At 39.8% G+C, this 26,102-nt stretch carries 35 protein-coding genes; 4 read left to right on the top strand and 31 right to left on the bottom strand.

Annotation, left to right across the window (positions count from 1 at the left end):
• Positions 1-15: 15 nt before the first annotated feature.
• The 24 genes from rplR to rpsL form a co-directional block, all read right to left on the bottom strand.
• A complete protein-coding gene (rplR, locus tag IGJ90_RS00815; RefSeq protein ID WP_002356218.1) occupies positions 16-372 on the bottom strand; it encodes a 50S ribosomal protein L18 in 357 nt (118 codons plus the stop codon).
• A 160-nt stretch (positions 373-532) separates the two neighbouring features.
• Positions 533-1,069, bottom strand: coding sequence for a 50S ribosomal protein L6 (gene rplF, locus IGJ90_RS00810; RefSeq protein ID WP_002356217.1), 537 nt, complete (start codon positions 1,067-1,069; stop codon positions 533-535).
• Between the two features lie 31 nt (positions 1,070-1,100).
• Positions 1,101-1,499 (bottom strand): 30S ribosomal protein S8, encoded by a 399-nt coding sequence (gene rpsH, locus IGJ90_RS00805; protein ID WP_002356215.1) that lies wholly within the window; start codon positions 1,497-1,499, stop codon positions 1,101-1,103.
• A 35-nt stretch (positions 1,500-1,534) separates the two neighbouring features.
• Positions 1,535-1,720, bottom strand: coding sequence for a type Z 30S ribosomal protein S14 (locus IGJ90_RS00800; RefSeq protein ID WP_002356214.1), 186 nt, complete (start codon positions 1,718-1,720; stop codon positions 1,535-1,537).
• Between the two features lie 18 nt (positions 1,721-1,738).
• Entirely contained in the window at positions 1,739-2,278 is a 540-nt protein-coding gene (gene rplE / locus IGJ90_RS00795; RefSeq protein ID WP_002356213.1) for a 50S ribosomal protein L5, read from the bottom strand.
• Between the two features lie 25 nt (positions 2,279-2,303).
• Entirely contained in the window at positions 2,304-2,615 is a 312-nt protein-coding gene (rplX, locus tag IGJ90_RS00790; protein ID WP_002356212.1) for a 50S ribosomal protein L24, read from the bottom strand.
• 35 nt (positions 2,616-2,650) lie between these two features.
• Positions 2,651-3,019, bottom strand: coding sequence for a 50S ribosomal protein L14 (gene rplN, locus IGJ90_RS00785; protein WP_002356211.1), 369 nt, complete (start codon positions 3,017-3,019; stop codon positions 2,651-2,653).
• Between the two features lie 57 nt (positions 3,020-3,076).
• Positions 3,077-3,343, bottom strand: a complete 267-nt coding sequence (gene rpsQ / locus IGJ90_RS00780) for a 30S ribosomal protein S17 (protein WP_002359348.1) — start codon at positions 3,341-3,343, stop codon at positions 3,077-3,079.
• A gap of 23 nt (positions 3,344-3,366) precedes the next feature.
• On the bottom strand, positions 3,367-3,555 hold the full coding sequence (gene rpmC, locus IGJ90_RS00775) for a 50S ribosomal protein L29 (protein ID WP_002383858.1): 189 nt from the start codon (positions 3,553-3,555) through the stop codon (positions 3,367-3,369).
• Positions 3,545-3,979 (bottom strand): 50S ribosomal protein L16, encoded by a 435-nt coding sequence (rplP, locus tag IGJ90_RS00770; protein ID WP_002356208.1) that lies wholly within the window; start codon positions 3,977-3,979, stop codon positions 3,545-3,547. The genes rpmC and rplP overlap by 11 nt, the downstream gene beginning before the upstream one ends.
• A gap of 2 nt (positions 3,980-3,981) precedes the next feature.
• Complete coding sequence (gene rpsC / locus IGJ90_RS00765; RefSeq protein ID WP_002356207.1) at positions 3,982-4,638, bottom strand: 30S ribosomal protein S3; 657 nt, start codon at positions 4,636-4,638, stop codon at positions 3,982-3,984.
• Positions 4,639-4,704: 66 nt separating this feature from the next.
• Positions 4,705-5,052 (bottom strand): 50S ribosomal protein L22, encoded by a 348-nt coding sequence (gene rplV / locus IGJ90_RS00760; protein ID WP_002356206.1) that lies wholly within the window; start codon positions 5,050-5,052, stop codon positions 4,705-4,707.
• Positions 5,053-5,073: 21 nt separating this feature from the next.
• Positions 5,074-5,352 (bottom strand): 30S ribosomal protein S19, encoded by a 279-nt coding sequence (rpsS, locus tag IGJ90_RS00755; RefSeq protein WP_002356205.1) that lies wholly within the window; start codon positions 5,350-5,352, stop codon positions 5,074-5,076.
• Between the two features lie 42 nt (positions 5,353-5,394).
• Positions 5,395-6,225 (bottom strand): 50S ribosomal protein L2, encoded by an 831-nt coding sequence (rplB, locus tag IGJ90_RS00750; RefSeq protein WP_002356204.1) that lies wholly within the window; start codon positions 6,223-6,225, stop codon positions 5,395-5,397.
• 39 nt (positions 6,226-6,264) lie between these two features.
• The gene (locus tag IGJ90_RS00745) at positions 6,265-6,555 is read right to left on the bottom strand and encodes a 50S ribosomal protein L23 (protein WP_002356203.1); all 291 of its coding nucleotides are present in this window, start codon (positions 6,553-6,555) and stop codon (positions 6,265-6,267) included.
• A complete protein-coding gene (gene rplD / locus IGJ90_RS00740; RefSeq protein WP_002356200.1) occupies positions 6,555-7,178 on the bottom strand; it encodes a 50S ribosomal protein L4 in 624 nt (207 codons plus the stop codon). Before rplD ends, IGJ90_RS00745 begins: the two co-directional genes overlap by 1 nt.
• A 25-nt stretch (positions 7,179-7,203) precedes the next feature.
• Entirely contained in the window at positions 7,204-7,833 is a 630-nt protein-coding gene (gene rplC / locus IGJ90_RS00735) for a 50S ribosomal protein L3 (RefSeq protein ID WP_002356199.1), read from the bottom strand.
• Positions 7,834-7,854: 21 nt separating this feature from the next.
• Positions 7,855-8,163, bottom strand: a complete 309-nt coding sequence (gene rpsJ / locus IGJ90_RS00730; RefSeq protein WP_002389727.1) for a 30S ribosomal protein S10 — start codon at positions 8,161-8,163, stop codon at positions 7,855-7,857.
• 349 nt (positions 8,164-8,512) lie between these two features.
• The gene (locus tag IGJ90_RS00725; protein WP_002391607.1) at positions 8,513-9,679 is read right to left on the bottom strand and encodes an SAM-dependent methyltransferase; all 1,167 of its coding nucleotides are present in this window, start codon (positions 9,677-9,679) and stop codon (positions 8,513-8,515) included.
• 271 nt (positions 9,680-9,950) lie between these two features.
• Positions 9,951-10,775, bottom strand: a complete 825-nt coding sequence (gene thiD / locus IGJ90_RS00720; protein ID WP_002368563.1) for a bifunctional hydroxymethylpyrimidine kinase/phosphomethylpyrimidine kinase — start codon at positions 10,773-10,775, stop codon at positions 9,951-9,953.
• 182 nt (positions 10,776-10,957) lie between these two features.
• Complete coding sequence (gene tuf, locus IGJ90_RS00715; protein ID WP_002356194.1) at positions 10,958-12,145, bottom strand: elongation factor Tu; 1,188 nt, start codon at positions 12,143-12,145, stop codon at positions 10,958-10,960.
• A 150-nt stretch (positions 12,146-12,295) separates the two neighbouring features.
• Positions 12,296-14,377: an elongation factor G gene (gene fusA / locus IGJ90_RS00710; protein WP_002356192.1), complete on the bottom strand. Its 2,082-nt coding sequence runs from the start codon at positions 14,375-14,377 to the stop codon at positions 12,296-12,298.
• Positions 14,378-14,460: 83 nt separating this feature from the next.
• Entirely contained in the window at positions 14,461-14,931 is a 471-nt protein-coding gene (rpsG, locus tag IGJ90_RS00705; RefSeq protein ID WP_002356191.1) for a 30S ribosomal protein S7, read from the bottom strand.
• 55 nt (positions 14,932-14,986) lie between these two features.
• Positions 14,987-15,400, bottom strand: a complete 414-nt coding sequence (gene rpsL / locus IGJ90_RS00700) for a 30S ribosomal protein S12 (RefSeq protein WP_002356190.1) — start codon at positions 15,398-15,400, stop codon at positions 14,987-14,989.
• 344 nt (positions 15,401-15,744) lie between these two features.
• On the opposite strand from rpsL, the gene rpiA reads away from it, so the two are divergent.
• The 3 genes from rpiA (at position 15,745) to gpmA (ending at position 17,903) form a co-directional block, all read left to right on the top strand.
• Entirely contained in the window at positions 15,745-16,425 is a 681-nt protein-coding gene (rpiA, locus tag IGJ90_RS00695; protein ID WP_002363468.1) for a ribose-5-phosphate isomerase RpiA, read from the top strand.
• A gap of 41 nt (positions 16,426-16,466) precedes the next feature.
• Positions 16,467-17,042, top strand: coding sequence for a recombinase family protein (locus tag IGJ90_RS00690; protein WP_002356188.1), 576 nt, complete (start codon positions 16,467-16,469; stop codon positions 17,040-17,042).
• Positions 17,043-17,216: 174 nt separating this feature from the next.
• Positions 17,217-17,903: a 2,3-diphosphoglycerate-dependent phosphoglycerate mutase gene (gpmA, locus tag IGJ90_RS00685; RefSeq protein WP_002359343.1), complete on the top strand. Its 687-nt coding sequence runs from the start codon at positions 17,217-17,219 to the stop codon at positions 17,901-17,903.
• 56 nt (positions 17,904-17,959) lie between these two features.
• On the opposite strand, the gene IGJ90_RS00680 is transcribed toward gpmA, so the two are convergent.
• The 4 genes from IGJ90_RS00680 to IGJ90_RS00665 all read right to left on the bottom strand — a co-directional run bounded on the left by IGJ90_RS00680 (position 17,960) and on the right by IGJ90_RS00665 (position 22,090).
• On the bottom strand, positions 17,960-19,162 hold the full coding sequence (locus IGJ90_RS00680; RefSeq protein ID WP_174119106.1) for an iron-containing alcohol dehydrogenase: 1,203 nt from the start codon (positions 19,160-19,162) through the stop codon (positions 17,960-17,962).
• 113 nt (positions 19,163-19,275) lie between these two features.
• On the bottom strand, positions 19,276-20,280 hold the full coding sequence (locus tag IGJ90_RS00675) for a FecCD family ABC transporter permease (protein WP_002363471.1): 1,005 nt from the start codon (positions 20,278-20,280) through the stop codon (positions 19,276-19,278).
• Complete coding sequence (locus IGJ90_RS00670; RefSeq protein ID WP_002367634.1) at positions 20,277-21,287, bottom strand: FecCD family ABC transporter permease; 1,011 nt, start codon at positions 21,285-21,287, stop codon at positions 20,277-20,279. The genes IGJ90_RS00675 and IGJ90_RS00670 overlap by 4 nt, the downstream gene beginning before the upstream one ends.
• On the bottom strand, positions 21,284-22,090 hold the full coding sequence (locus tag IGJ90_RS00665) for an ABC transporter ATP-binding protein (RefSeq protein ID WP_002356183.1): 807 nt from the start codon (positions 22,088-22,090) through the stop codon (positions 21,284-21,286). The genes IGJ90_RS00670 and IGJ90_RS00665 overlap by 4 nt, the downstream gene beginning before the upstream one ends.
• A 230-nt stretch (positions 22,091-22,320) precedes the next feature.
• On the opposite strand from IGJ90_RS00665, the gene IGJ90_RS00660 reads away from it, so the two are divergent.
• A complete protein-coding gene (locus tag IGJ90_RS00660; protein WP_002361532.1) occupies positions 22,321-23,259 on the top strand; it encodes an iron-hydroxamate ABC transporter substrate-binding protein in 939 nt (312 codons plus the stop codon).
• Positions 23,260-23,297: 38 nt separating this feature from the next.
• On the opposite strand, the gene deoD is transcribed toward IGJ90_RS00660, so the two are convergent.
• Genes deoD through deoB form a run of 3 tightly spaced genes read right to left on the bottom strand, consistent with a single transcriptional unit; the run spans position 23,298 to position 26,025 of the window.
• Entirely contained in the window at positions 23,298-24,005 is a 708-nt protein-coding gene (gene deoD, locus IGJ90_RS00655) for a purine-nucleoside phosphorylase (protein WP_002359338.1), read from the bottom strand.
• Between the two features lie 18 nt (positions 24,006-24,023).
• A complete protein-coding gene (locus tag IGJ90_RS00650) occupies positions 24,024-24,842 on the bottom strand; it encodes a purine-nucleoside phosphorylase (protein ID WP_002356180.1) in 819 nt (272 codons plus the stop codon).
• Positions 24,843-24,858: 16 nt separating this feature from the next.
• The gene (gene deoB / locus IGJ90_RS00645; protein WP_002367632.1) at positions 24,859-26,025 is read right to left on the bottom strand and encodes a phosphopentomutase; all 1,167 of its coding nucleotides are present in this window, start codon (positions 26,023-26,025) and stop codon (positions 24,859-24,861) included.
• Positions 26,026-26,102: the final 77 nt, after the last annotated feature.

Genomic DNA, 26,102 nt, shown 5'->3' with positions numbered 1-26,102 from the left:
GTGTTCCTCCTTCTCCTAAAATTCTAGTCCATTTTCACGAGCAGCTTCAGCTAAAGCTTGCACGCGGCCATGGTAAAGGTATCCACCACGGTCGAAGACTACTTTTTTGATGCCTTTTTCAGCGGCACGTTCAGCAACTAGTTTACCAACAGCTGCAGCTGTTTCTGTTTTTGTTCCACCTGAAATTTCTTTATCCAAGGCAGAGGCACTTGCTAGCGTCACACCCGCTACGTCATCAATGACTTGCGCGTAGATGTTTTTGTTAGAACGGAAAATGTTCAAGCGTGGGCACTCAGCAGTACCAGAGATTTTGTTACGTACACGACGATGTCTCTTTTGACGTGTTTTGTTTTTATCTGGTTTTGTAATCACAATTTTCACCTCTTTGATTTAATGTTTACTACTAATATTTCAAGCAGTCAGCAGATTACGGAAAAGAGAAGCTGGCAGACAAGACAAAAGCATTTTATTGGAAAAATCCCATAAAATGACAGTTGCTTGTTGTTGACTTCTGTTTTCTACACAGCTGTTATTATTTACCAGTTTTACCTTCTTTACGGCGTACAAATTCACCAACATAGCGAATCCCTTTGCCTTTATAAGGTTCTGGAGGACGAACGCCACGGATGTTAGCAGCTAATTCACCAACAACTTCTTTGTTGATGCCTTTAACGATAACTTGTGTGTTCGCAGGTACTTCAAATGTTACGCCTTCTGGTGCTGTCATTTCGACAGGATGAGAATAACCAACGTTTAAAGTTAATTTGTTGCCTTGTACTTGGGCACGGTATCCGACCCCGATAAGTTCAAGTGCTTTTTGGAAACCTTCAGAAACACCAACAACCATGTTGTTGAAGTTTGCACGAGTTGTTCCGTGGATTGTTTTCATTTCTTTTGAATCGTTTGGACGAGTGAATGTCACTTCGTTTCCTTCGATGTTCATTTTGATATCAGAAGAAAATTCGCGTGTTAATTCACCTTTAGGTCCTTTAACTGTAATGTTGTTTCCGTCTTGCTTGATTTCAACACCAGCAGGAAGAACAACAACTTTATTACCAATACGGCTCACTTAGAGACACCTCCTTGTGTATTTTTTAGAATTACCATACGTAGGCGATTACTTCGCCGCCGATATTTTTCGCTCTAGCTTCTTTGTCAGTAATTACACCCTCTGATGTAGAGATGATTGCAATTCCTAGACCGTTTAATACTTTTGGTACTTCGTCAGCTTTTACGTATGCACGTAAACCTGGTTTAGAAATACGTTTTAAGTTTGTGATAACACGTTCTTCGTTTTTACCATATTTTAGGAAAACACGGATTACGCCTTGTTTGTCATCTTCGATGTATTCTACGTCGCGGATAAATCCTTCACGTTTCAGGATTTCTGCGATATCACGTTTGATTTTTGAAGCAGGTACTTCTAAAGTTTCATGTTTAACCATGTTCGCATTACGAATGCGAGTTAGAAAATCTGCAATTGGATCTGTCATGACCATTGAACTATTTACCTCCTTTATGCGAGTTTACTTGTTTACCAGCTAGCTTTCTTCACGCCGGGAATTTGACCTTTATAGGCAAGTTCGCGGAAGCAAATACGGCAAAGATGAAATTTACGATAAACTGAATGTGGACGTCCACAACGTTCACAACGAGTATAAGCTTGTGTTGAATGTTTAGCAGGACGTTTGTTTTTAGCAATCATTGATTTTTTAGCCACGTAGTTCGCCTCCTTATATTATTTTTGGAATGGCATACCTAATTGTGCCAACAATTCGCGAGACTCTTCGTCAGTGTTCGCTGTTGTAACAATTACGATGTCCATACCGCGTACTTTATCTACTAAATCATAATCAACTTCTGGGAAGATTAATTGTTCTTTAATACCTAAAGTATAGTTACCACGACCATCGAAAGCTTTTTTGCTGACACCGTGGAAGTCACGTACACGAGGTAAAGAAACTGTTACTAATTTATCTAAAAATTCGTACATTCTTTCGCCGCGTAGCGTTACTTTCGCACCGATTGGCATTCCTTCACGTAAACGGAATCCAGCGATAGATTTTTTAGCTTTTGTGATAAGTGGTTTTTGACCAGTGATTAATGCTAATTCTTCAACAGCTTTGTCTAAGTTTTTAGCATTTGATACTGCATCACCCACACCCATGTTGATAACGATTTTATCAACTTTAGGTGTTTGCATAACTGAGCTGTAATTAAATTTTTCCACCAATGATGGTGTTACTTCTTTAATATATTTTTCTTTCAGGCGGTTCATTCAGTAAGCCCTCCTTCCGCAATTTTTATTTATCTAAAACTTCACCTGTTTTTTTAGAAACGCGGACTTTTTTGCCGTCGACTTCTTTAAACGCAACTTTAGTAGCTTCTCCGTTTGAAGGATCAATCACCATTACATTAGAAACATGAATTGGCGCTTCCACTTCAAGGATTCCACCTTGTGGGGCTGCTTGGTTTGGTTTTTGGTGTTTTTTAACGACGTTGACACCTTCAACGATAACTTTATCTTGTTTAGGAAACGCTGCTAAGACAACGCCTTCTTTGTTTTTATCTTTACCAGTGATAACTTTTACTTTATCGCCTTTTTTAACAAACATTACTGTTTCGCACCTCCTTTAACGTGGGCTCGAGATTATAATACTTCTGGTGCTAGAGAAACGATCTTCATGAAGTTGTTTTCACGTAATTCACGTGCAACTGGTCCGAAGATACGTGTTCCGCGTGGGCTTTTATCGTCACGGATAATTACCGCAGCATTTTCATCAAATTTGATGTAAGAACCGTCAGCACGACGAGCGCCAGATTTTGTACGAACGATAACGGCTTTAACTACTTCACCTTTTTTAACAACCCCACCTGGCGTTGCTTGTTTGACAGTAGCAACAATAACGTCACCGATGTTAGCAGTTTTACGACCAGATCCGCCTAGGACTTTGATCGTTAAAATTTCACGTGCGCCAGAATTGTCAGCGACTCTTAAACGACTTTCTTGTTGGATCACGATGTGTATCCCCCTTTCAGATTTTGTGCTTCAATCTATTAGGAAATTCTCGTTTTATTAGATAATAACTGCTTCTTCGACTACCTCTAGTAAACGGAAACGTTTTGTAGCTGATAATGGACGAGTTTCCATGATTTTTACGATGTCTCCAACTTTCGCTGTGTTGTTTTCATCATGCGCTTTATATTTTTTAGAATATTTCATACGTTTGCCATAGATAGGGTGGTTTTTCTTTGTTTCAACGACAACTGTGATTGTTTTATCCATTTTGTCTGATACCACGCGACCTTGGTAAACTTTACGTTGATTTCTTTCTTCAGTCATACGCGTTTGGCCTCCTTCCACTATTAGTTAGCTTGTTCACGCAATACTGTTTTGATGCGTGCAATCGATTGACGTACTTCTTTAATACGTGCAGTGTTTTCTAATTGACCTGTTGCTAATTGGAATCTTAAGTTGAACAATTCTTCTTTTAATTGTTTTTCTTTATCTAGCATTTCGGCAGTGGTTAATTCTCTGATTTCTTTAACCTTCATTCGATTCACCACCCATTTCCTCACGTTTTACGATCTTAGTTTTTACCGGCAATTTGTGAGATGCAAGACGAAGAGCTTCACGAGCTACTTCTTCAGGAACGCCTGCGATTTCAAACATGATTTTACCACGTTTAACTGGTGATACCCAGCCTTCTGGTGCCCCTTTACCTTTACCCATACGTACGCCGATAGCTTTACTTGTGTAAGACTTGTGAGGGAAAATTTTAATCCATACTTTCCCGCCACGTTTCATGTAACGAGTCATTGCAATACGGGCTGCTTCGATTTGACGGTTAGTAATCCAGTGAGATTCAGTTGCTTGTAAACCCCATTCACCAAATGCTACTTCTTTTCCGCCTTTAGCTTCACCGCGCATTTTTCCGCGGAATTCACGACGGTGTTTTACACGTTTAGGTACTAACATGATTATTTCCCTCCTTTCTCAGTGTTTTTTTTCGTTGGAAGAATTTCTCCACGATAGATCCACACTTTAACTCCTAGTTTTCCGTAAGTAGTGTCCGCTTCTTCCCATGCGTAATCAATGTCCGCACGTAATGTGTGAAGTGGTACAGTTCCTTCAGAGTATCCTTCTGAACGAGCGATATCCGCACCGTTTAGACGACCTGATACTTGAGTTTTGATTCCTTTAGCACCAGCACGCATTGCGCGTTGGATAGCTTGTTTTTGAGCACGACGGAAAGCAACACGGTTTTCTAATTGACGTGCAATTCCTTCGCCTACTAATTTTGCATCTAAATCTGGTTTTTTGATTTCAACGATGTTGATGTGAACTCGTTTGCCAGTTAATTTGTTTAATTCTTTTCTTAGGTTTTCGACTTCAGATCCGCCTTTACCGATAACCATACCTGGTTTAGCTGTGTGAATTGAAATGTTAACACGGTTTGCAGCGCGTTCGATTTCAATTGTAGATACAGCAGCATCAGCAAGTTTTGTTGCGATAAATTTACGGATTCTTAAATCTTCGTGTAAGAATTCAGCATACTCTTTTTCAGCATACCATTTCGCATCCCAGTCGCGGATGATGCCTACACGCATTCCAATTGGATGTACTTTTTGACCCACTGATTGTCCCTCCTCTTAAATGTTTAAGCTCTGTTTTCATAAAGAAAACAGCCTATTTCATGAGACTTATTTCTCTGTTACAACTACTGTGATGTGACTAGTACGTTTGTTGATTGGTGAAGCTGAACCTTTTGCACGAGGACGGAAACGTTTCATTGTTGGTCCTTCGTTAACAAATGCTTCAGATACGACTAAGCTTTCAACGTCTAAGTCAAAGTTGTTTTCTGCGTTAGCAACTGCTGACATTAAAACTTTTTCAATGATTCCAGCAGACTTGTTCGGTGTGAATTTCAAGATTGAAATTGCATCCGCAACGCTTTTCCCTCTGATAAGATCGATTACTAAACGTGCTTTACGAGGTGAAGTGCGAACTGTTTTTGCAGTTGCTTTAGCTGATGTAATTTGTTCTGACATTTGCATATCCTCCCCTCAAAATTAGCGTTTAGTTTTTTTATCGTCAGCAACGTGGCCACGATAAGTTCTAGTTGGTGCAAATTCACCTAATTTATGTCCTACCATGTCTTCTTGAATGTAAACAGGGACATGTTTCCGTCCATCATATACAGCGATTGTGAAACCTACGAATGATGGAAAAATTGTAGAGCGGCGAGACCAAGTTTTAATTACTTTTTTCTTTTCGGCACCTTGTTGTGCTTCGACCTTTTTCATCAAATGATCATCGACGAAAGGTCCTTTTTTTAAACTACGACCCATGGTGAACCTCCTCTCAAAATGTACGACACATGGTCAAAAAAATTATTTAGTACGACGACGAACGATAAGTTTGTCTGATTTAGCTTTTTTATTACGTGTTTTGTATCCAATTGCTGGTTGACCCCATGGAGATACTGGCGCTTTACGTCCAATTGGTGTTTTACCTTCACCACCACCGTGTGGGTGATCGTTAGGGTTCATTACGCTACCACGAACAGTTGGGCGTTTACGCATCCAACGAGAGCGGCCAGCTTTACCAATGTTGATTAATTCGTGTTGTTCGTTACCAACTGAACCGATTGTTGCACGGCAAGTTGCTAAGATCATACGAACTTCGCCAGAGTTTAAGCGGATTAATACGTATTTGCCTTCTTTACCAAGTACTTGCGCGCTTGTTCCAGCTGAACGGATTAATTGTCCACCTTTACCAGGTTTCATTTCAATGTTGTGGATAACTGTACCAACTGGAATGTTTTCCAATGGTAATGCGTTACCTACTTTAATATCTGCTTCTGGACCAGATACTAGGCGCATGCCTACTTCTAATCCTTTTGGTGCTAAGATGTATGCCTTAACCCCGTCTTCGTAATGAACTAACGCGATGTTAGCAGAACGGTTTGGATCGTACTCGATCGTTTTAACAACCGCTGCGACGTTATCTTTATTACGTTTGAAGTCAATCACACGGTATTGACGTTTGTGACCGCCACCTTGGTGACGAACCGTAATGCGACCGTTGTTGTTACGACCGGCATTGTTTTTTAATGGCTGTAACAATGATTTTTCTGGTGTTGAAGTTGTGATTTCAGCGAAATCAGAACTTGTCATGTTACGACGGCCATTTGTGGTAGGTTTGTACTTTTTAATCGCCACGTCTTATTTCCCTCCTACGTTGATATTGTTCAGGACTGCTTATTCAGCAGCTTCGAATAATTGAATTTCTTTTGAATCTTCAGTTAATGTAACGATCGCTTTGCGACGTTTTTTTGTATAACCTGCATATTTACCCATGCGTTTGAATTTTGGACGCACGTTTAAGATGTTTACGTTTGCTACTTTAACATCGAATGCTGATTCAACAGCTTGTTTTACTAAAGTTTTGTTTGCGCGAGTGTCCACTTCGAAAGTATATTTCTTTTCGTCCATAGCTAACATGGATTTTTCAGTGATCACTGGGCGTTTGATTACGTCTAGTAATTCCATTATGCAAGCACCTCCTCAATTTGAGTAAGAGCTGTTTGTGTTGCCAAGACTTTGTTAGCTGACACAACATCTAACACACTAACGTTATCAGAAGTTACTACAGAAACGTTTGGTAAGTTACGAGCTGATAAAGCTGCAAAGTCGTTACCATTTTCTAAAACAACTAATACTTTAGTATCGATAGACAAGTTAGCAAGAACTTGTTTGAATTCTTTTGTTTTTGGTGCATCGAAGCTTAAACCTTCTACTGCTACCAAGTTATTTTCAGCAACTTTGTCTGATAATACAGATTTCATTGCTAAGCGACGAACTTTTTTAGGAAGTTTGTAGCTGTATGAACGCGGTGTTGGTCCAAAGACTACGCCACCTCCACGCCATTGTGGTGAACGGATTGAACCTTGACGAGCACGACCAGTTCCTTTTTGACGCCATGGTTTGCGGCCACCGCCACGAACAGCGCTACGGTTTTTAACTGCGTGTGTTCCTTGTCTTAATGAAGCACGTTGCATGATGATTGCATCATAGACAACACTTTCATTAGGTTCGATTCCGAAGATTTCTTCATTTAAAGTGATTTCACCGTTTTGAGTTCCATCTTGTTTGAATAATGCTACATTCGGCATTCCTTAGTTCCTCCTTTCCCTACACTTATTTAGCTTTCACAGCTGATTTGATTGTGATTAAAGATTTTTTCGCTCCAGGAATGTTTCCTTTGATTAAGATAACATTTCTTTCTACGTCCACTTTAACAACTTCAAGGTTTTGAATTGTTACGCGGTCGCCACCCATACGGCCGGCTAGTCGTTTATTTTTAAATACACGGTTAGGCGCTACTGGACCCATTGACCCAGGACGACGGTGATAACGAGAACCATGAGACATAGGTCCGCGGCTTTGGCCGTGACGTTTGATTGCCCCTTGGAATCCTTTACCTTTCGTAGTACCTGTAACATCAACAACGTCTCCTGCTTGGAAAACATCTACTTTGATTTCTTTACCTACTTCATATTCTCCTAGCTCAACATTCTTGAATTCTTTAATGAAGCGCTTAGGAGCCGTGTTTGCTTTTGCAACATGACCTTTCGCAGGTTTGTTTGATAAAACTTCACGTTTGTCTTGGTAACCAACTTGGATAGCTTCGTATCCGTCAGTTTCAACAGTTTTCACTTGTAAAACTACGTTTGGCGTAGCTTCAACTACTGTTACTGGAATTAATTCACCAGACTCAGTAAAGATTTGTGTCATTCCCACTTTTTTCCCTAAGATTCCTTTGGTCATGAGTACACCTCCATCTTAATTTTATAGTTTGATTTCAATATTAACACCAGACGGTAAGTCAAGCTTCATTAGAGCATCAACTGTTTTTGGTGTTGGGTTCACAATGTCAATTAGACGTTTGTGAGTACGCATTTCGAATTGTTCGCGAGAATCTTTGTATTTATGAGTCGCACGAATAACTGTGTAAAGTGAGCGTTCTGTTGGTAATGGAATCGGACCTGATACGTCAGCTCCAGTTCTTTTTGCTGTTTCCACAATTTTATCCGCTGATTGATCTAAAATACGGTGTTCATACGCTTTTAAACGGATACGAATTTTTTGTTTTGCCATCTTGTTCCCTCCTTCGCCTATTTTAAAAGTAGACATAGCTCCACGAAAATTTATCCGGCATGCTCGTTCATGGCAAAGCGTCCGAGCGTGTCGCAACCTCTCGCTTCACAGCCGGCAAATCAAATCGTTGATCTACCAATGCTTTTTACACTCCTGTAAACAGCACCTTTTTGATTATACTATGAAAGGATAGTGTTAGCAAGGATTTTCTGCGTTTTTTTGAAAGAATTTTTTCTTGTTTTGAAAAGCATTTGTTTTGTTTTTCAATTCTTTTCATTCTATTTTTATAAAAAAAAGAATTTGAGATTCCTTTTTTACCAGAATCTCAAATTCTCTCTTTTTTATTCTATTAACCAATCCGGCGCATTGGAATATCATTGTTATCTGGATGAACCAATAAATATTGAATAACATCAATATTGCTTGCTTGGAATGAGGCTGCACATGCTTGCAAATATAAGTCCCACATTCGATAGAAGCGCTCGCCTTTTTCGTCAACAATTTCTGCTTCTATATTATGGAAGTTTTTTGTCCAATGTTCCAACGTCAATTGATAATCTCTGCGCAAACTTTCCAAGTCAATCACTTGCAAGTCGTTTTCTGTCATATGGCCGACTAGCTCAGTGACACCAGGAATATAGCCACCTGGGAAAATATAACGATTAATCCAAGCATTTTTAGCCCCACCTTGTTGGCGACTGATCCCATGAATCAACGCCGTACCTTTAGGCGCTAAATTTCGTTGAACGACGTCAAAATATTCATGTAGATTTTCTGCACCGACATGTTCAAACATCCCAACACTCGTAATATGGTCAAAAGACTCTCCTTTTAAATCACGATAATCCATCAATTTGACAGTCATTCGATCTTGTAGGCCTTCTTTTTCTATAATATGGCGAATATGATGAAATTGCTCTTCACTTAATGTAATCCCAGTTGCTTTGGCTCCATATTCTTTCACCGCAGTTAAAATTAACGTGCCCCAGCCGCAGCCAATATCCAGTAAAGTGTCGCCCTCTTTGATAAATAATTTATCTAAAATATGATGAACTTTATTCACTTGCGCTTGTTCTAATGTATCTTCAGGCGTTTTAAAATAAGCACATGAATACGTCATTGTTTGGTCAAGCCATTTTTTGTAAAAATCATTTCCTAGATCGTAATGGCTGTGAATATCCTCTTGCGAACGTTTTTTTGAATGACTTTCTTTAGGAAGCCATTTAATAAATTTAGCATTGTGTAAAAAGCTATCCTTTTGGTTATACACATCATAAATCAGTGCTTGGATATCGCCTTCGATTTCAATTTTGCGATCCATGTAGGCTTCCCCTAAAGTTAACGAAGCGTTATTCAGTAAATCCTTCACAGGAATTTTTTCATTGAATACAATTTTAAAAACCGGATCCCCCGACCCTTGCCCATACTCTTTGACGGTACCATCCCAGTATGTGACTTGTGTCTTTTTTGAAAAAGACCATTTAAACAGTTGACTGTACGTTTCTTTTTCTAACATTGCATTCCCTCCATTAAATACCATTTGAAGCCAAAACAAAAAGAAGTCGCTTTCCGGTAGTTCGTCAAAACAAACACCACAGTCCGTTCTAAACTGAAGCACAGAAAAGTTATCACCCCTTCTATGTTCCGCTTCTTGTTTTGCAATTACAGTTCTATTCTACTCCTCTTTTAAAAATTTGAACATTCTTTTAACGTAATACCTACTATTGTTATTCTTTATCACAAAAAAACTAGAGCCAGTCCTTGACAGACTCCTCTAGTTCTAAATATTATTCTTTCTTACGCATCCGTTGTTCCGCATGAGTGTATGCGCCATGCCACACGTGCCCCACATAAGGATTAACTTGAATACCGTGTTTAATCGCCGCTGCTACAAATTTTTTTGCTAAAGTTACTGCTTCTAACACCGAATAACCTTTTGCCAAGCCAGCTGTGATTGCCGCTGAAAAAGTACAACCTGCACCATGATTATAATCAGTAGGATATAATTCATTTTCCAAAAGATGCGCGGTGTGACCATCGTAAAACAAGTCCAGTGCTTTTTCACCAGCTAAGCGATGTCCCCCTTTAACCACGACATGTTTGGCTCCCATTTGTACAATTCGTTTTGCCGCTTCTTCCATCTCCGCCACGGAAGAAATTTCGCCTAAACCAGATAAGATGCCCGCTTCAATTAAATTAGGCGTGGCAACTAATGCTAATGGCAGTAAATCGTTTTTTAGGCCTTCCACACTTTTGGGTTGCAGAATTTGTGCCGTTCCCTTACAAGCAATGACTGGGTCAATCACGACTTTTTGAATTTTCTCTTGTTTAATGTACTTACTAGCCATTTTAATATTTTGTTCATTACCCATCATCCCTGTTTTCAAAGCCGCTACTGGACCGCCTGCAAAAACCGAAATCAATTGTTTTTCTAAGAGCGTTTCTGGCAATTCAGTTACTTCATGCGACCAGCCTGTCGTAGGATCCATCGTCACAATCGAGGTTAAACTTGAAAATCCAAAAACTCCATACTCTTCAAATGTTTTTAAATCTGCTTGAATTCCTGCCCCTCCAGTTGAATCGGAGCCTGCAATCGTCAATACTTTTTCCATTAAATCACCTAACCTTTTTCTCCAAGTATACTGAAGAAACAAGTCTGCTAAAACAGCCAATTGGCTTATTTTTTAGCCAGCCAATTTCTAAACAAAAAAAAAGACCAGAGAATAAATTCTCTGGTCTTACGTCCGAATACCCCAGTTTTTTACGCTGGTTAAAGCTATAGTTAAAAAGTTAATTATTTAACGATTTCAGTAACAACGCCTGAACCTACAGTACGTCCGCCTTCACGAATAGAGAAACGAGTTCCGTCTTCGATAGCGATTGGGTGAATTAATTCAACGTCCATAGCAACGTTATCACCAGGCATTACCATTTCAGTACCTTCTGGCAATTCTACAACACCAGTAACGTCTGTTGTACGGAAGTAGAATTGAGGACGGTAGTTAGTGAAGAATGGAGTGTGACGTCCGCCTTCTTCTTTTGATAATACGTATACTTCAGCTTTGAATTTTGTGTGTGGAGTGATTGTAGCTGGTTTAGCTAATACTTGTCCACGTTCGATATCTTCACGTGCTACACCACGTAATAAAGCACCGATGTTGTCGCCTGCTTCAGCGTAGTCTAATAATTTACGGAACATTTCAACACCTGTAACAGTTGTTTTAGATGTTTCGTCTTTAATACCAACGATTTCAACTTCGTCACCAACGCGAACTTCACCACGTTCAACACGGCCTGTAGCAACAGTACCACGTCCAGTGATTGAGAATACGTCTTCGACTGGCATCATGAATGGTTTGTCAGTATCACGTTCTGGAGTTGGGATATATTCGTCAACTGCAGCCATTAATTCTAAGATTTTTTCTTCATAAGACTCGTCGCCTTCTAAAGCTTTCAAAGCAGAACCTGCGATAACTGGAACATCATCGCCTGGGAAATCGTATTCTGATAATAAGTCACGAACTTCCATTTCTACTAATTCTAATAATTCTTCGTCATCAACCATATCCATTTTGTTTAAGAATACAACGATGTATGGTACACCAACGTTACGTGATAATAAGATATGTTCACGTGTTTGAGGCATAGGACCATCAGCAGCAGAAACTACTAAGATAGCTCCGTCCATTTGAGCAGCACCAGTGATCATGTTTTTAACGTAGTCCGCGTGTCCTGGGCAGTCAACGTGTGCATAGTGACGAGTTTCAGTTTCATATTCGATATGAGAAGTGTTGATTGTGATTCCACGTTCTTTTTCTTCTGGAGCGTTATCGATAGAATCGTAGCTTTGTGCTTCCCCGCCACCGTGTTTTGATAATACAGTAGCAATTGCAGCTGTTAATGTAGTTTTACCATGGTCAACGTGTCCGATAGTACCAATGTTAACATGGGATTTAGAACGGTCAAATTTTTCTTTTGCCATTTTGAATGTTCCTCCTAAAAATATAAATTTTATTGTTTGTTTTATATGTGATAGACGTTACTAAAAATCGTCTGATCATCATAAGCTATTTTACACGAAATCTTGAAAAAAGGATAGTTCTAAAAACAAACCTTTTATTCTCAAGGAAAATTATGCGTTGCCGCCGTTTTTCTTGATGATTTCTTCTTGAACAGACTTAGGTACGTCTTCATAGTGGTCAAATACCATCATAAATGTACCGCGTCCTTGTGTTGCTGAACGTAATGTTGTAGCATAACCAAACATTTCAGCTAAAGGTACCATCGCATTAACGATTTGAGAGTTACCGTGTGCTTCCATACCTTCAACACGTCCACGACGACTTGTTACGTGTCCCATGATATCACCTAAGTAATCTTCAGGAACAGTAATTGTAACTTTCATCATTGGTTCTAAAATAACTGGGTTTGCATTTTTAGCCGCAGCTTTCAATGCCATAGAAGCAGCTACACGGAAGGCCGTTTCATTTGAATCGACATCGTGGTATGAACCATCGTAAAGTTTTGCTTTGATATCAACTAATGGATAACCAGCAAGAACACCGTTGTTCATAGAGTCTTCTAACCCTTTTTCAACTGCTGGGATGTATTCACGAGGAACCACACCACCGACAATTGCGTTTTCAAACTCGAAGCCTTTACCTTCTTCATTTGGTGTAAATTCAACCCATACGTGACCGTATTGTCCTTTACCACCAGACTGACGAACGAATTTACCTTCTGCTTTAGTCGCAGCACGGAATGTTTCGCGGTAAGATACTTGAGGAGCACCTACGTTAGCTTCAACTTTGAATTCACGTTTCATACGGTCTACTAAAACGTCTAAGTGCAATTCACCCATACCAGAGATAACTGTTTCACCAGTTTCAACGTTTGTTTCAACGCGGAATGATGGATCTTCTTCAGCAAGTTTTTGTAGAGCCACGCCCATTTTATCTTGGTCAGCTTTTGATTTAGGTTCAACAGCGACTTGGATAACTGGGTCAGGGAATTCAATAGATTCAAGAATAACTGGTGCATCTAATGCACATAATGTATCACCAGTTGTTGTGTCTTTCAGACCAACAGCAGCAGCAATATCACCAGAGTACACTTTATCAATTTCTTGACGAGTGTTGGCGTGCATTTGTAGGATACGACCGATACGTTCTTTTTTGCCTTTTGAAGCGTTCAATACGTATGAACCACTTTCAAGGACACCAGAATAAACACGGAAGAAAGTTAAACGACCTACGAATGGGTCAGTCATAACTTTAAATGCTAATGAAGCGAAAGGTGCTTCGTCATCAGCTGGACGAGTTGTTTCTTCGTCTGTTTTAGTATCGATCCCTTTGATAGCATCGATATCTAATGGAGATGGTAAGTAATCAAGAACAGCGTCCAACATTAATTGAACCCCTTTATTCTTGAATGCTGAACCAGCTAATACAGGGAAGAACTCAACGTTGATTGTTGCTTGACGGATACCAGCGACTAATTCTTCTTCAGTGATTTCTTCACCTTCAAGATATTTCATCATTAAGTCTTCGTCAGTTTCAGCAACAGCTTCAACTAATTTTTCGCGCCATTCTTGCGCTTTTTCTAAATAATCTTCAGGAATATCAGTTTCTTGAATATCTGTTCCCAAATCATTTGTGTAGATTTCAGCTTTCATTTTAATCAAGTCAATGATTCCAGTGAAGTCTTCTTCAGCTCCGATTGGAATTTGAATTGGATGAGCGTTTGCTTGTAAACGATCATGTAATGATTCTACTGAATAGAAGAAGTCCGCACCGATTTTATCCATTTTGTTACAGAATACAATACGAGGAACTTTATATTCAGTCGCTTGACGCCAAACAGTTTCTGTTTGAGGTTCTACACCTGATTGAGAGTCAAGAACTGTTACCGCACCATCTAATACGCGTAGAGAACGTTGTACTTCAATTGTGAAGTCCACGTGTCCTGGAGTATCGATGATATTTACACGGTAGCCTTTCCACTGTGCAGTTGTCGCAGCGGATGTAATCGTGATACCACGTTCTTGTTCTTGTTCCATCCAGTCCATTTGTGAAGCACCTTCATGGGTTTCACCGATTTTATGAATTTTACCAGTGTAGTACAAGATACGCTCAGTTGTTGTTGTTTTACCAGCATCAACGTGGGCCATGATACCAATGTTACGAGTTTTTTCAAGTGAAAATTCTCTTGCCATTTTGTATGTTTACTCCTCTCTTTATTTAAATCGATTGTAAATTGACTTTCTGCTGCCACTTTACGCGACAGACAGAGAGGATCTTACCAACGATAATGAGCAAATGCGCGGTTTGCGTCTGCCATTTTGTGTGTGTCTTCGCGTTTTTTAACAGAAGCGCCAGTGTTGTTAGCAGCATCCATGATTTCTTTCGCTAGACGTTCTTCCATTGTGTGTTCACCACGTAGACGCGCGTAGTTAACTACCCAACGTAAACCTAAAGTTGTACGACGTTCTGGACGAACTTCAACTGGTACTTGGTAGTTAGAACCCCCAACACGACGTGCTTTAACTTCAAGAACAGGCATAACGTTTTTCATTGCTTGTTCAAAAACTTCCAATGGATCGTTACCTGTAGATTCTTTGATGATATCAAATGAATTATAGATAATGTTAGCAGCAATCCCGCGTTTACCGTCAACCATTACACGGTTGATTAAGCGAGTTACTAATTTTGAGTTATAAATTGGATCTGGTAAAACATCACGTTTTGCAACAGGACCTTTACGAGGCATCCGTAACTCCTCCTTCCGAAATATGATTTTTCAAGTTGTTATTGTCTTATTATAATTAAGCTTTAGGACGTTTTGTACCGTATTTAGAGCGGCTTTGTTTACGGTCGTTAACACCGGCAGTATCAAGCGCACCACGAACGATATGGTAACGTACCCCTGGTAAGTCTTTTACACGTCCACCACGTAATAATACCACGCTGTGTTCTTGTAAGTTGTGACCGATACCTGGGATATAAGCTGTAACTTCGATTAAGTTTGACAAACGAACACGGGCATATTTACGTAAAGCTGAGTTCGGTTTTTTAGGTGTCATCGTACCCACACGTGTACAAACTCCACGTTTTTGCGGAGAGTTAACGTTTGTTTGAGTTTTCTTAAAACTGTTATATCCTTTGTTTAAGGCTGGTGAATCAGATTTTTCTACTTTAGATTTACGAGGTTTACGTACTAATTGGTTAATTGTAGGCATTCCTTGTTCTCCTCCTTCCCTACTTCGCTTCTAGTTCCACACATCCAGGTGGTTCTTTTTTCGCGATAAAAAATAATGCAATCTCTGCACTCTTTATCAAATATGCTTTGATAGACAGTCAGCACGTCCCTATAAGGAACCTGTAGATAAAGCACCTTTGTTAGGATACCACGATAAGTATCAGCTGTCAACCCTCTTCTTTCGCCTTTCGAAAAAAAGCTTTTCCTTCTATTTAAACGTACTTTTCCTTTAAAAATTTTTATGACTTTTTCAAAAACTTTCTATCTTTTTTAGTTAAATAACGGTACAATATCTTTGACTATTGAAGGGGGCGGAAAACAGCGATGAATCTGAAACAAATGGTAGGAATCGAAGCTGCAAAATATGTAGAAGACGGCATGATTGTCGGTTTGGGTACTGGCTCAACAGCAAAATTTATGGTAGACGAAATTGGTCGTCGCGTAAAAGAAGAAGGATTGTCAATCGTAGGGGTTACTACTTCAAAAGAAACAGAGAAACAAGCCTTGGCCTTGGGCATTCCTTTAAAAAGTATTGATGAGGTTCCGTATGTAGATCTTACGATTGATGGCGCCGATGAAATCAGCGCTGATTTTCAAGGAATCAAAGGCGGTGGCGCTGCCTTACTTTTTGAAAAAATTGTGGCCACTTATTCAAAGAAATGTATTTGGATTGTGGATAAATCAAAAATGGTGGACGATTTAGGGGCTTTCCCGCTTCCAGTTGAGGTTGTTCCTTATGGCAGCCGCCAACTAGTGCATTTATTTGAAGAAAAAGGCTATCACCCAACACTTCGTTTAAACGCTGCTGGCGAAACATTAATAACAGATGGAGGCCACCATATCATCGATTTGCATTTAGAAAAAATTACAGATCCAGAAGCTTTAGGTTCTTATTTAGACAACTTGGTTGGCGTCGTTGAACACGGCTTATTTTTAAATATGGTTTCTATGGTAATCGTCGGTTATGAAGATGGACCGAAAACCTTACATGTTCCCGCACGTTAAGAATGTGTGAAAAAAGATTATTTATATAGGAAGGATAATATATGAAACGAATTGGTTATGCACGCACAACTATTATTGAAGACGATTTAAAAAATCAACTAACCACTCTCCAATCGTTTGGTTGTGATGATATTTTCCAAGAGACATTTGATCCTCAAGCGGAGATCAGTGTCTTAGACGAAGTCGAAAAACTTCTTTCTGCTGGGGATACACTTATTGTTTGTAAATTGCACCATTTAGGTAAAACAACCCGCCAATTAACAGACTTTATGAAAATGTTAAAGGAAAAACAAGTTGATTTTGTCAGCATTTCAGAAGGAATTGATACTCACCTTCCAACAGGTGAAGCCTATTTCCAATTAATGGAGAGCTTATCTGCGATGGAATGTGCACTAATTAAAGAACGAACACTCGTCGGGCTCCACAAAGCTCGTGAAAACGGAAAAGTAGGTGGACGTCCAAAAATTGATGGACGCACCGTCCGCAAAATCCGTGCATTATATTATGAAAACAAAGAAACAATCCAATTTATTTCTAATAAATGCGGCGTTTCGGTGGGCACTTGTTATAAGTACATCAATTTACCTGAGACAGATGTCGAGCGGCTGTATTCCTAAGAATAAAAAAGAAGTCCTTCAGATGGGGCTTCTTTTTTGATTCGATTTCACTCTAATTTTTCAGCAACTTTCACGTTTTTTTACTATTTTCCATTGGAAATCTTGCGCAAAACGGTGTACAATAAACGTGGAAATCTTATTTTCAGAAAACTAAACTCAAAGGAGAGCTTATACATGCCAAAATTAGTTTTTTCTCGTCATGGACTTAGCGAATGGAATGCCTTAAACCAATTTACTGGATGGGCTGACGTAGATTTAGCACCTGAAGGTGTTGAAGAAGCAAAAGAAGGCGGCCGTAAAATTAAAGAAGCAGGCATCGAATTCGACGTTGCTTATACTTCTGTTTTAACTCGTGCCATCAAAACTTGTAACTATTTACTAGAATACTCAGATCAATTATGGGTACCTCAAATCAAATCTTGGCGCTTAAACGAACGTCACTATGGTAAATTACAAGGACTAAACAAAAAAGAAACTGCTGAAAAATACGGAGACGAACAAGTCCACATCTGGCGTCGTTCTTACGATACTCTTCCTCCATTAATGGAAGCAACAGATGAAGGTTCTGCAGCAAACGACCGTCGTTATGCAATGTTAGACCAACGCGATATTCCTGGTGGCGAAAACTTGAAAGTTACTTTGGAACGTGCATTACCATTCTGGCAAGATGAAATTGCGCCAGCTTTAAAAGACAACAAAACTGTCTTAGTAGCGGCTCATGGTAATTCATTACGTGCTTTAGCTAAACACATCGAAGGCATTTCTGATGAAGATATTATGGATCTTGAAATCCCAACAGGTAAACCATTAGTTTATGAATTAAACGATGATTTAACTGTGAAAGAAAAATACTACTTATAAGAACTTGTTTCTTATTAACAAAAGCGGTTTGCCAAGGCAAACCGCTTTTTTATGGATTAAATAAATTGACTTTCGGTTAAACAATCTTTATAAATCGCTACTATATCCGCTGCATCCAATGGTACATAAGCCTTTTCGGCAATTGCACTATGGGCCACAGCTTGTTGTGCCATTTCTTCAAATTTATCTGCTTCGATGCCAACTTCTGGTAATGTCATTGGAATGCCACAAGCCACAAAGTAATCATATAATGCTTGAATACCTTTTTTCGCTGCTACTTCCTCTTCTTGTTCGACTATTCCCCAAACATTTCGAGCAAATTGCGCAAACTTGCCTACGGTTTGTTCAGACAAAACGTAATTCATCCAACGAGGCGTTAAAATTGCTAAGCCAATCCCATGCGTAATGTCATAAAACGCACTTAATTCATGTTCCATTGGGTGACAAGACCAAACACCTTGTTTGCCGCGCCCTGTTAACCCATTTAAGGCTAAACTACTTGCCCACATTAAATTAGCACGTGCATCATAATCTTCTGGATTTTCTAAAGCAATAGGACAATTTTTGATAACCGTTCGCATTAAGCCTTCTGACACAAAATCTTGGACGTCCGTGCCTGTCGAAATACTAAAATAGTTTTCAATCAAATGACTGAAAATATCCGCTGAGCCAGCTGCTGTTTGATTTTGAGGAACCGTAAAAGTATTCGTTGGATCCAAGAACGAAACTTTTGGAATCATATTCGGACCACCAAAGCCTAATTTTTGATTGGTTTCTAAGTTAGAAATGACAGCACCTGCGTTCATTTCACTACCTGTCGCTGCTAAAGTCAAGATGGTCACGATTGGTAAAGCAGGACCTGTATACCCTTTTCTGGCTGCAATGACTGTCCAGATATCTTCTTCCGAATAAAAGCCCGCAGCTATTGCTTTGGAACAATCAATGGTTGAACCACCGCCAACTGCTAAAATAACATCGACTTGGTTTTCTTTACACAACTCAATTCCTTTTCTAACGGTTTCAATGCGCGGGTTTGGTTCGACACCGCTCAACTCAATCAGTGTATGCCTGTTTTTTTGGGCCAAATCAGTAATTTGTTGGTACAAGCCATTACGTTTGATACTACCGCCACCATAAACAAGTAAGACATTTTTGCCAAATTGATCTAACACAGCAGGTAATTCGTCTAAACGATCTTTCCCAAAACGGATGTCTGTTGGTACATAAAAATTAAAGTTTTCCATTCTTTCATCCTCCATTCAATGCTCTTACGCATTTATCATACTATTTTTTCAAAAATCCGCCAATAAAAAAGCCGAGCAAATGACAGTTGCTTTCACAACGACCGATTGACCCAGCTTTTGATTCTTTTTTATAACGAATCGCTTGTTTTGATTAACAAATAAAGAAAATAAGGCGCACCGATGATCGCAACAATAATCCCTGCAGGCATTTCTCCATTGCCAGGCAATAGCCGACCAATCGTATCACTAACCAATAAAAGTAAACTCCCAAACAACGCCGCCAATGGCAATACCTGTTTTTGTTGCGTAAAACCACATTTGCGAGCAATATGTGGCGCAAGTAAACCTAAAAAATTAATTCCCCCTGTAACGGAAATCGCTGATGCCGCCAACATCACCGCTAACAGCAACGAAACGATTCGTTCTTTTTTCACAGCAATACCTACAGAAATAGCTGTTTCGTCCCCCAATTGTAAAATATCCAACAGACGATGACGCTTCATCGCAAAAAAGAACCCGATGACTAGCCAAGGCAACAAAGCGCCCACAAAGAACCAATTACTACCCCAGATACTGCCTGCTTGCCACATTGTAACAAAACGGTACTTTTCAGTGTCAATTTTTGATGTAATTAATAAGGTGAGTGCTGAAATACCCGTACTCAAAATGACACCCGCTAAGACCATTCGAACTGGCGTCAATCCTAAACGATGATGATACGCGATTACTAAAATCCCAACAGCCGCTAGCAAGCCGCCAACTAAGGCCACGAGCGGAAGTGCAAACGTCGTGATACTTGTCGTCTCAACAAAACTAATAAACAAAATCACTGCCAAACCCGCACCCGCATTAATGCCTAAAATCCCAGTATCTGCCAACGGATTCCGAGTAATCCCTTGAAGAATAGCGCCGCTTAAGCCTAAAGCTGCGCCCGCAAGGACCGCTAGCACAATCCGTGGTAACCGAAAATCCCAAACTAACAGTTGTTTGGCCTGACTTCCCTGTCCCAAAAGAAGGGCTTTTAAATCCATGACGGAAACAGATAATTCCCCTTGCGTTAAACTGATACAAGCAGTTAGGATAATCCCAACTATTAAGATAGCCACCCAACGGGACACTTTTTTCTGTGTCATCCTAGTTGCCCTCCTTTACGAAATAAATAAAGAAAGAATGGGATGCCAATTAAGGCCGTGATAATCCCAAATGGTGTTTCAAAAGGCGGATTCACCATTCGAGCGATTAAATCTGCCACCAAAACGAGGAGCGCACCGCCTAACGCCGAGAACGGAATCAAGCGACGGTAATTTTCTCCAGAAACTGTTCGCATCACATGAGGCACCACCAAACCAACAAAACTGACCGAGCCAACTAGCGCCACAGACAATCCTGATAAAAGCAAAATCGTTATACTGGCAAACAACCGAATACGCTGCGGATTTCGCCCCAAACCAATTGTTGCATCATCGCCAAACCGTAAAATAGTCACCGACGGACTAATCAGAATTGCTAATGCAAATGCGCCCAGAAAGATCGGGACGACTATTTTTAATTGTGCCCAAGAAATAACGCTGACGCCGCCAAGAAACCAAAACGTTAACTCTTGACTCAAATTGAACTGAATGGCTAAGAATTGACTAAATGATAAAAAAAGGGCACTAATACCAGCCCCCACCAAGGTCAGACGCATGGGGCTTGCTCCTCGAATTGAATGATTAGAAAGATAATAAATCAGTGCCACACTCACGCCGGCACCAAGAAAAGAAACAACTAAAAGCCACCAATAACTTGCCTGAGGGAGGAAAGCAAAAACAAGCGCTAAGCCCAAGCCAGCCCCAGCATTGATACCCAGCAAGCCAGAATCTGCCAATGGATTTTGTGTAATCCCTTGCGCTAACGCCCCACTCACCGCTAAACTTGCTCCCACAAAAGCGGCACCTAAAATCCGCGGCAACCGAACCGTTTGGATGACTTGATGCGCTTGATTGGTCGCATCGAAGTGCGTAAATGATTCAATAATCGTTTGAATCGAAACCGACGTCGCACCAAACATCAATGACAGAAGCATTGTCCCCAGCAGCAAAAAAAGACAGACAAGCAACACTTGCCATTGGTGTCTATAAAATCCGCTTATGCCTTTCATCCATCCAGCTCCATTTCCATCAACTCATAAGAAAGCACTAGTGGCCGCTGTGTCTGACTATGATAACTAATTTCTGCTTGAATAGCGAAAACATCTGCTAAGCCAGTAACAGTAATCACTTCTTGCGGTGTTCCCTCATTGATAATCTTTCCCTCTTTCATCGCAATCACGCGATCAGAAAAACGAGAAGCTAAATTAATATCATGAATCGTCATCACGATTGTTTTCTGATGTTCTTGATTGATTCGTTTTAACACATTTAAAATTTCTAGCTGATGCGCAGGATCCAAATAGGTGGTCGGTTCATCTAAAATTAAAATATCTGTATCCTGTACTAGCGCCATAGCAATCCAAACCCGTTGGCGTTGTCCACCTGATAAAATTGCCACAGACTCTCTAGCTAACTCAGTTAAGCCTGTTAATTCTAATGCCCATTGTATGTACTCTTGATCTTCTGTGGTGACACTTTTCCAGCCCGATTGATAAGGATATCGCCCGAAAGAGACGAGGTCAAAAACAGATAAATCGATTGTATTTTCTGGCGTTTGTGATAAGATCGCTAGTTCTTGTGCTACTTCTTTTGAAGAAAAATGTTGAAGTTCTTGGTTCTTAATGAACACCTTGCCTTTCTCAGCTGGCAAAATACGCGCAAGTGTTTTTAACAAGGTCGATTTGCCACAACCATTTGGTCCAATAATACTTGTAATAGTTCCCGCTTCAAATGAACAGTTCAGCGCTTCACTAATCACTTGACGACCATATCCTGTAGTTAAGTCCTCTGCCTCTAAATAATTCATAACCATTCCTCTTTAATTTTTTTGTCGTTATTTTACATTTATTGAGAATCGTTCTCACTCATTGTTCCTTGATTATAAAAGAGCCTTCCTTAAAAAGCAATGTTTCTTCCAATCAAAAAAACGAATTATCTAAAAAATGCAACTTATTTGCTCAAAAAAGCAAGCGATGATTGACAAACCGTCGTTTTTAACTGATAATGAGAATCGTTATCAACTAAAAATAAAGGAGTTACACAATGAAACTTTTAAAAAAGACGGTCCTAATTGGTACAACCCTTCTTCTTGGTTCATTCTTACTCGCAGCTTGTGGTAATACGAATAAAGAAGCCAACAACGCTGACAAAACACATGAAGTAACAGATACCTTAGGCAATAAAGTAACCGTCCCCGCGAAACCCAAACGGATTATTGCGAGTTATTTAGAAGATTATCTAGTTGCATTAGGAGAAAAACCAGTGGCACAATGGACAGTTGGACAAGGCAGCATTCAAGATTATTTAGCGAAAGAATTGAAAGATGTCCCCACTATTTCCTATGACTTGCCATATGAAGCGGTTCTAAAATTTGAACCTGACTTATTATTAATCAGTTCATCTGCTCTAGTTGAAGGCGGTAAATACAAAGAATACAGTAAAATTGCGCCAACTTATGTAGTCAAAAACGGCGAAAATGTCACTTGGCGTGATCAATTGGAAGATATTGCCACTGTTTTAGATAAAAAAGAACAAGCGAAAAAAGTGTTAGAAGATTATGATACCTTAACCAAAGGCGTCCAAGAAGACCTTGGCAAAAAAGATGCTGGCAAATCTGCGGCAGTCTTATGGGTAACCAACAACCAAGTCTTTATGGTTAGCGATAATCGCTCAAGCGGAACCGTGCTCTATCAGGACTTAGGCCTCCAAGTTCCAAAATTAGTGGAAGAAATTTCTAAAAATGCTACTGCGGATTGGAATCAAGTTTCTTTAGAAAAATTAGCTGAGCTTGACGCAGACCACATTTTCCTTGTAAACAGCGATGAATCAGCACCTCTTTTCCAAGAAGCAATTTGGAAGAACTTACCTGCTGTGAAAAATAACCAAGTTCATACCTATGATAAAAAAAGTAGTTGGTTATACAATGGACCTATTGCGAATACTCAAATTGTTGAAGATGTAAAAAAAGCGCTCTTAAATTAAAAAAATGCTTGGATGAAAATAATCATCCAAGCATTTTTTTAATTAGCAATTGCCGTTTCTAAACCAACTTCAATCATTTCATTAAACGTCGTTTGGCGTTCTTCTGCCGTTGTTTCTTCGCCTGTCACCAAGCTATCACTCACCGTCATAATCGCCAATGCTTCTACATCAAATTTTGCTGCTAAATAATATAACATTGCCGCTTCCATTTCAATCGCTAATACCCCGTATCGACCTAAACGAAAGACATCATCTAAGCTATCTTTGTAAAAAACATCATCTGACAATACGTTACCAACATGGGTAGTAAAGCCTTTTGCTTTAGCAATTTCGTAAGATTTGAGTAAAAGATCAAAGCTCGCAATTTGTGGAAAATCATATTTAGGAAAATCATTGCGAATCGCGGAAGAAGGCGTCGCTGCTGCTTGTGCGATAACTAATTCACGAACGTTGACTTTTTCTGAAATAGAACCACACGTACCAACACGAATTAACTTCTTCACATCGTAAGAGTTAATTAACTCATGGGCATAAATACCTGCTGAAGGCATCCCCATCCCTGTCCCTTGGACCGAAACACGCTGTCCCTTATACGTTCCTGTGTAACCTAACATCCCACGAACTTGATTATAGCAGACAGGATTCTCTAAAAAAGTTTCCGCAATATATTTTGCTCGGAGGGGATCCCCTGGTAGTAAAATTTTATCGGCAATTTCACCTGGTTTTGCTTCGATATGCACACTCATTCTGGTTTACTCCTTTTTTTATAAAGCTGCTAGTGTTGCTTTCACTAACTCTTTGAATTGTCCTTTAACGCGTTCAGTTGTTTCAACTACTTCTGCATGATTTAAGCTACTTTGCATACCAGCTGCTAAATTCGTAATACAAGAGATGCCTAGTACTTTCATGCCACTATGCACAGCTACAATGACCTCCGAAACAGTTGACATGCCAACTGCATCCGCACCCATCGTCCGTGACATCCGAATTTCTGCAGGCGTTTCATATGTCGGGCCAGAAAAGCCCATATACACGCCTTCTTTTAAATCAATATTTTGTTCCGCAGCCACTTTTTTTGCTACTTCCCGATATTCTTGCGTGTAAGCATGACTCATATCTGGAAAACGCGGCCCGATTTCTTCATCATTTTCACCAATTAACGGATTATCGCCTGTAAAATTAATGTGGTCATTGATTAACATCAAATTCCCCGGTGTATATGTTTCATTTACGCCACCAGCTGCGTTGGTTACAATCATTGAATGAATGCCTAAAGCAGCCATCACACGAACAGGATAAGTGACCGTTTGCATCGAATGTCCTTCATAATAATGAAAACGTCCTTGCATCGCCAAAACTTTTTTTCCAGAAAGCGTTCCGTAAACTAATTGTCCAGCATGTCCAACGACTGTTGAAACAGAAAAATGGGGAATTTCAGAGAAAGGAATAGCAATCGCATCGGTTATTTCATTAGCTAATTCACCTAACCCTGAACCTAAGATTAGACCGAAGTCTGCTTGTTGCACCCCTTTTTCTTTCAAAAACTCAGTTGTTTCGTTTAAATGGTTCGTTAACGTTGTCATGTGTTGCCTCCTCGAATTATTGTAATTGATTTAAAAAGCTTTGACCGTTTTCCGTTGCAGGAACTTCAAAGTTTTCAGCAATCGTTGCTGAAATATCTGAATAAAATCCTTGTGGCAAGCTGCCTTGTTTTGTCATTTTTTTACTATAAGCCAATAAAGGCACATATTCACGTGTATGGTCTGTTCCTGGGAAAGTTGGGTCATTCCCGTGATCTGCTGTAATTAAAAGCAAATCATCTTCGGCCATAGCTGCCATAATCTCTGGCAAACGACCATCAAAATCTTCGATGGCTTTTGCATAGCCCTTTACATCACGACGGTGGCCATACAGCGCATCGAAATCCACTAAGTTAGTAAAACTTAAACCTGTGAAATCTTTGTTCATGACCGTTAATAATTGATCCACCCCATCCATATTGCTCTTCGTGCGGATAGCTTCAGTAATTCCTTGTCCATTAAAGATGTCGTTAATTTTCCCAACAGCGATCACATCATTGCCGTTTTCTTTCAACGAATCTAAAACAGTATGGCCAAAAGGATCTAAAGCATAGTCATGACGGTTACTGGTTCGAGTGAAATTACCTGGTTCACCAACATACGGGCGAGCGATAATCCGACCAATCATATAAGGTTCGTCTTTCGTAATGTCACGAACATATTGACAAATTTTATACAATTCTTCTAATGGAATAATGTCTTCATGCGCCGCAATTTGTAAAACAGGATCTGCTGAAGTATAAACGATTAAATCCCCAGTTTTCATTTGATGTTCGCCATAATCATCAATGACTGCTGTCCCGCTATATGGTTTGTTACAAACAACTTTTCGCCCAGAAAAATCTTCAATTTGTTTCAGTAATTCTTCAGGAAAGCCGTTTGGGAATACTCGAAAAGGTTTTTTGATGTTCAAGCCCATAATTTCCCAGTGACCGGTCATAGTATCTTTTCCAACAGAAATTTCTTCTAATTTGGTGGCATAGCCATCGTGGTCTACCACTGCTTTGACACCTGTTAAAGGAGCAATAGTTCCCAATCCAAGTTTTTCTAAATGAGGAATGGTTAGTCCCGCTTCTTTGGCAATATGACCCAGTGTATCACTGCCGACATCTCCAAATTTTTCAGCATCTGGTGCTTCACCAATACCGACTGAATCTAGTACGATTAAATGAACACGTTTAAACACACTTGCTTCCTCCTCTAAGGTCGTAAATACGTCAAGAATGACAATTATTTTACGCTAGCCTTTTAAATAGTCTCGAG

Source organism: Enterococcus sp. AZ129, from assembly GCF_051714505.1.
In the GTDB taxonomy this organism is placed as follows: domain Bacteria; phylum Bacillota; class Bacilli; order Lactobacillales; family Enterococcaceae; genus Enterococcus; species Enterococcus faecalis.
Note: the sequence above shows the minus strand (reverse complement) of the source record. Positions and strands in the feature narration are given on the sequence as shown.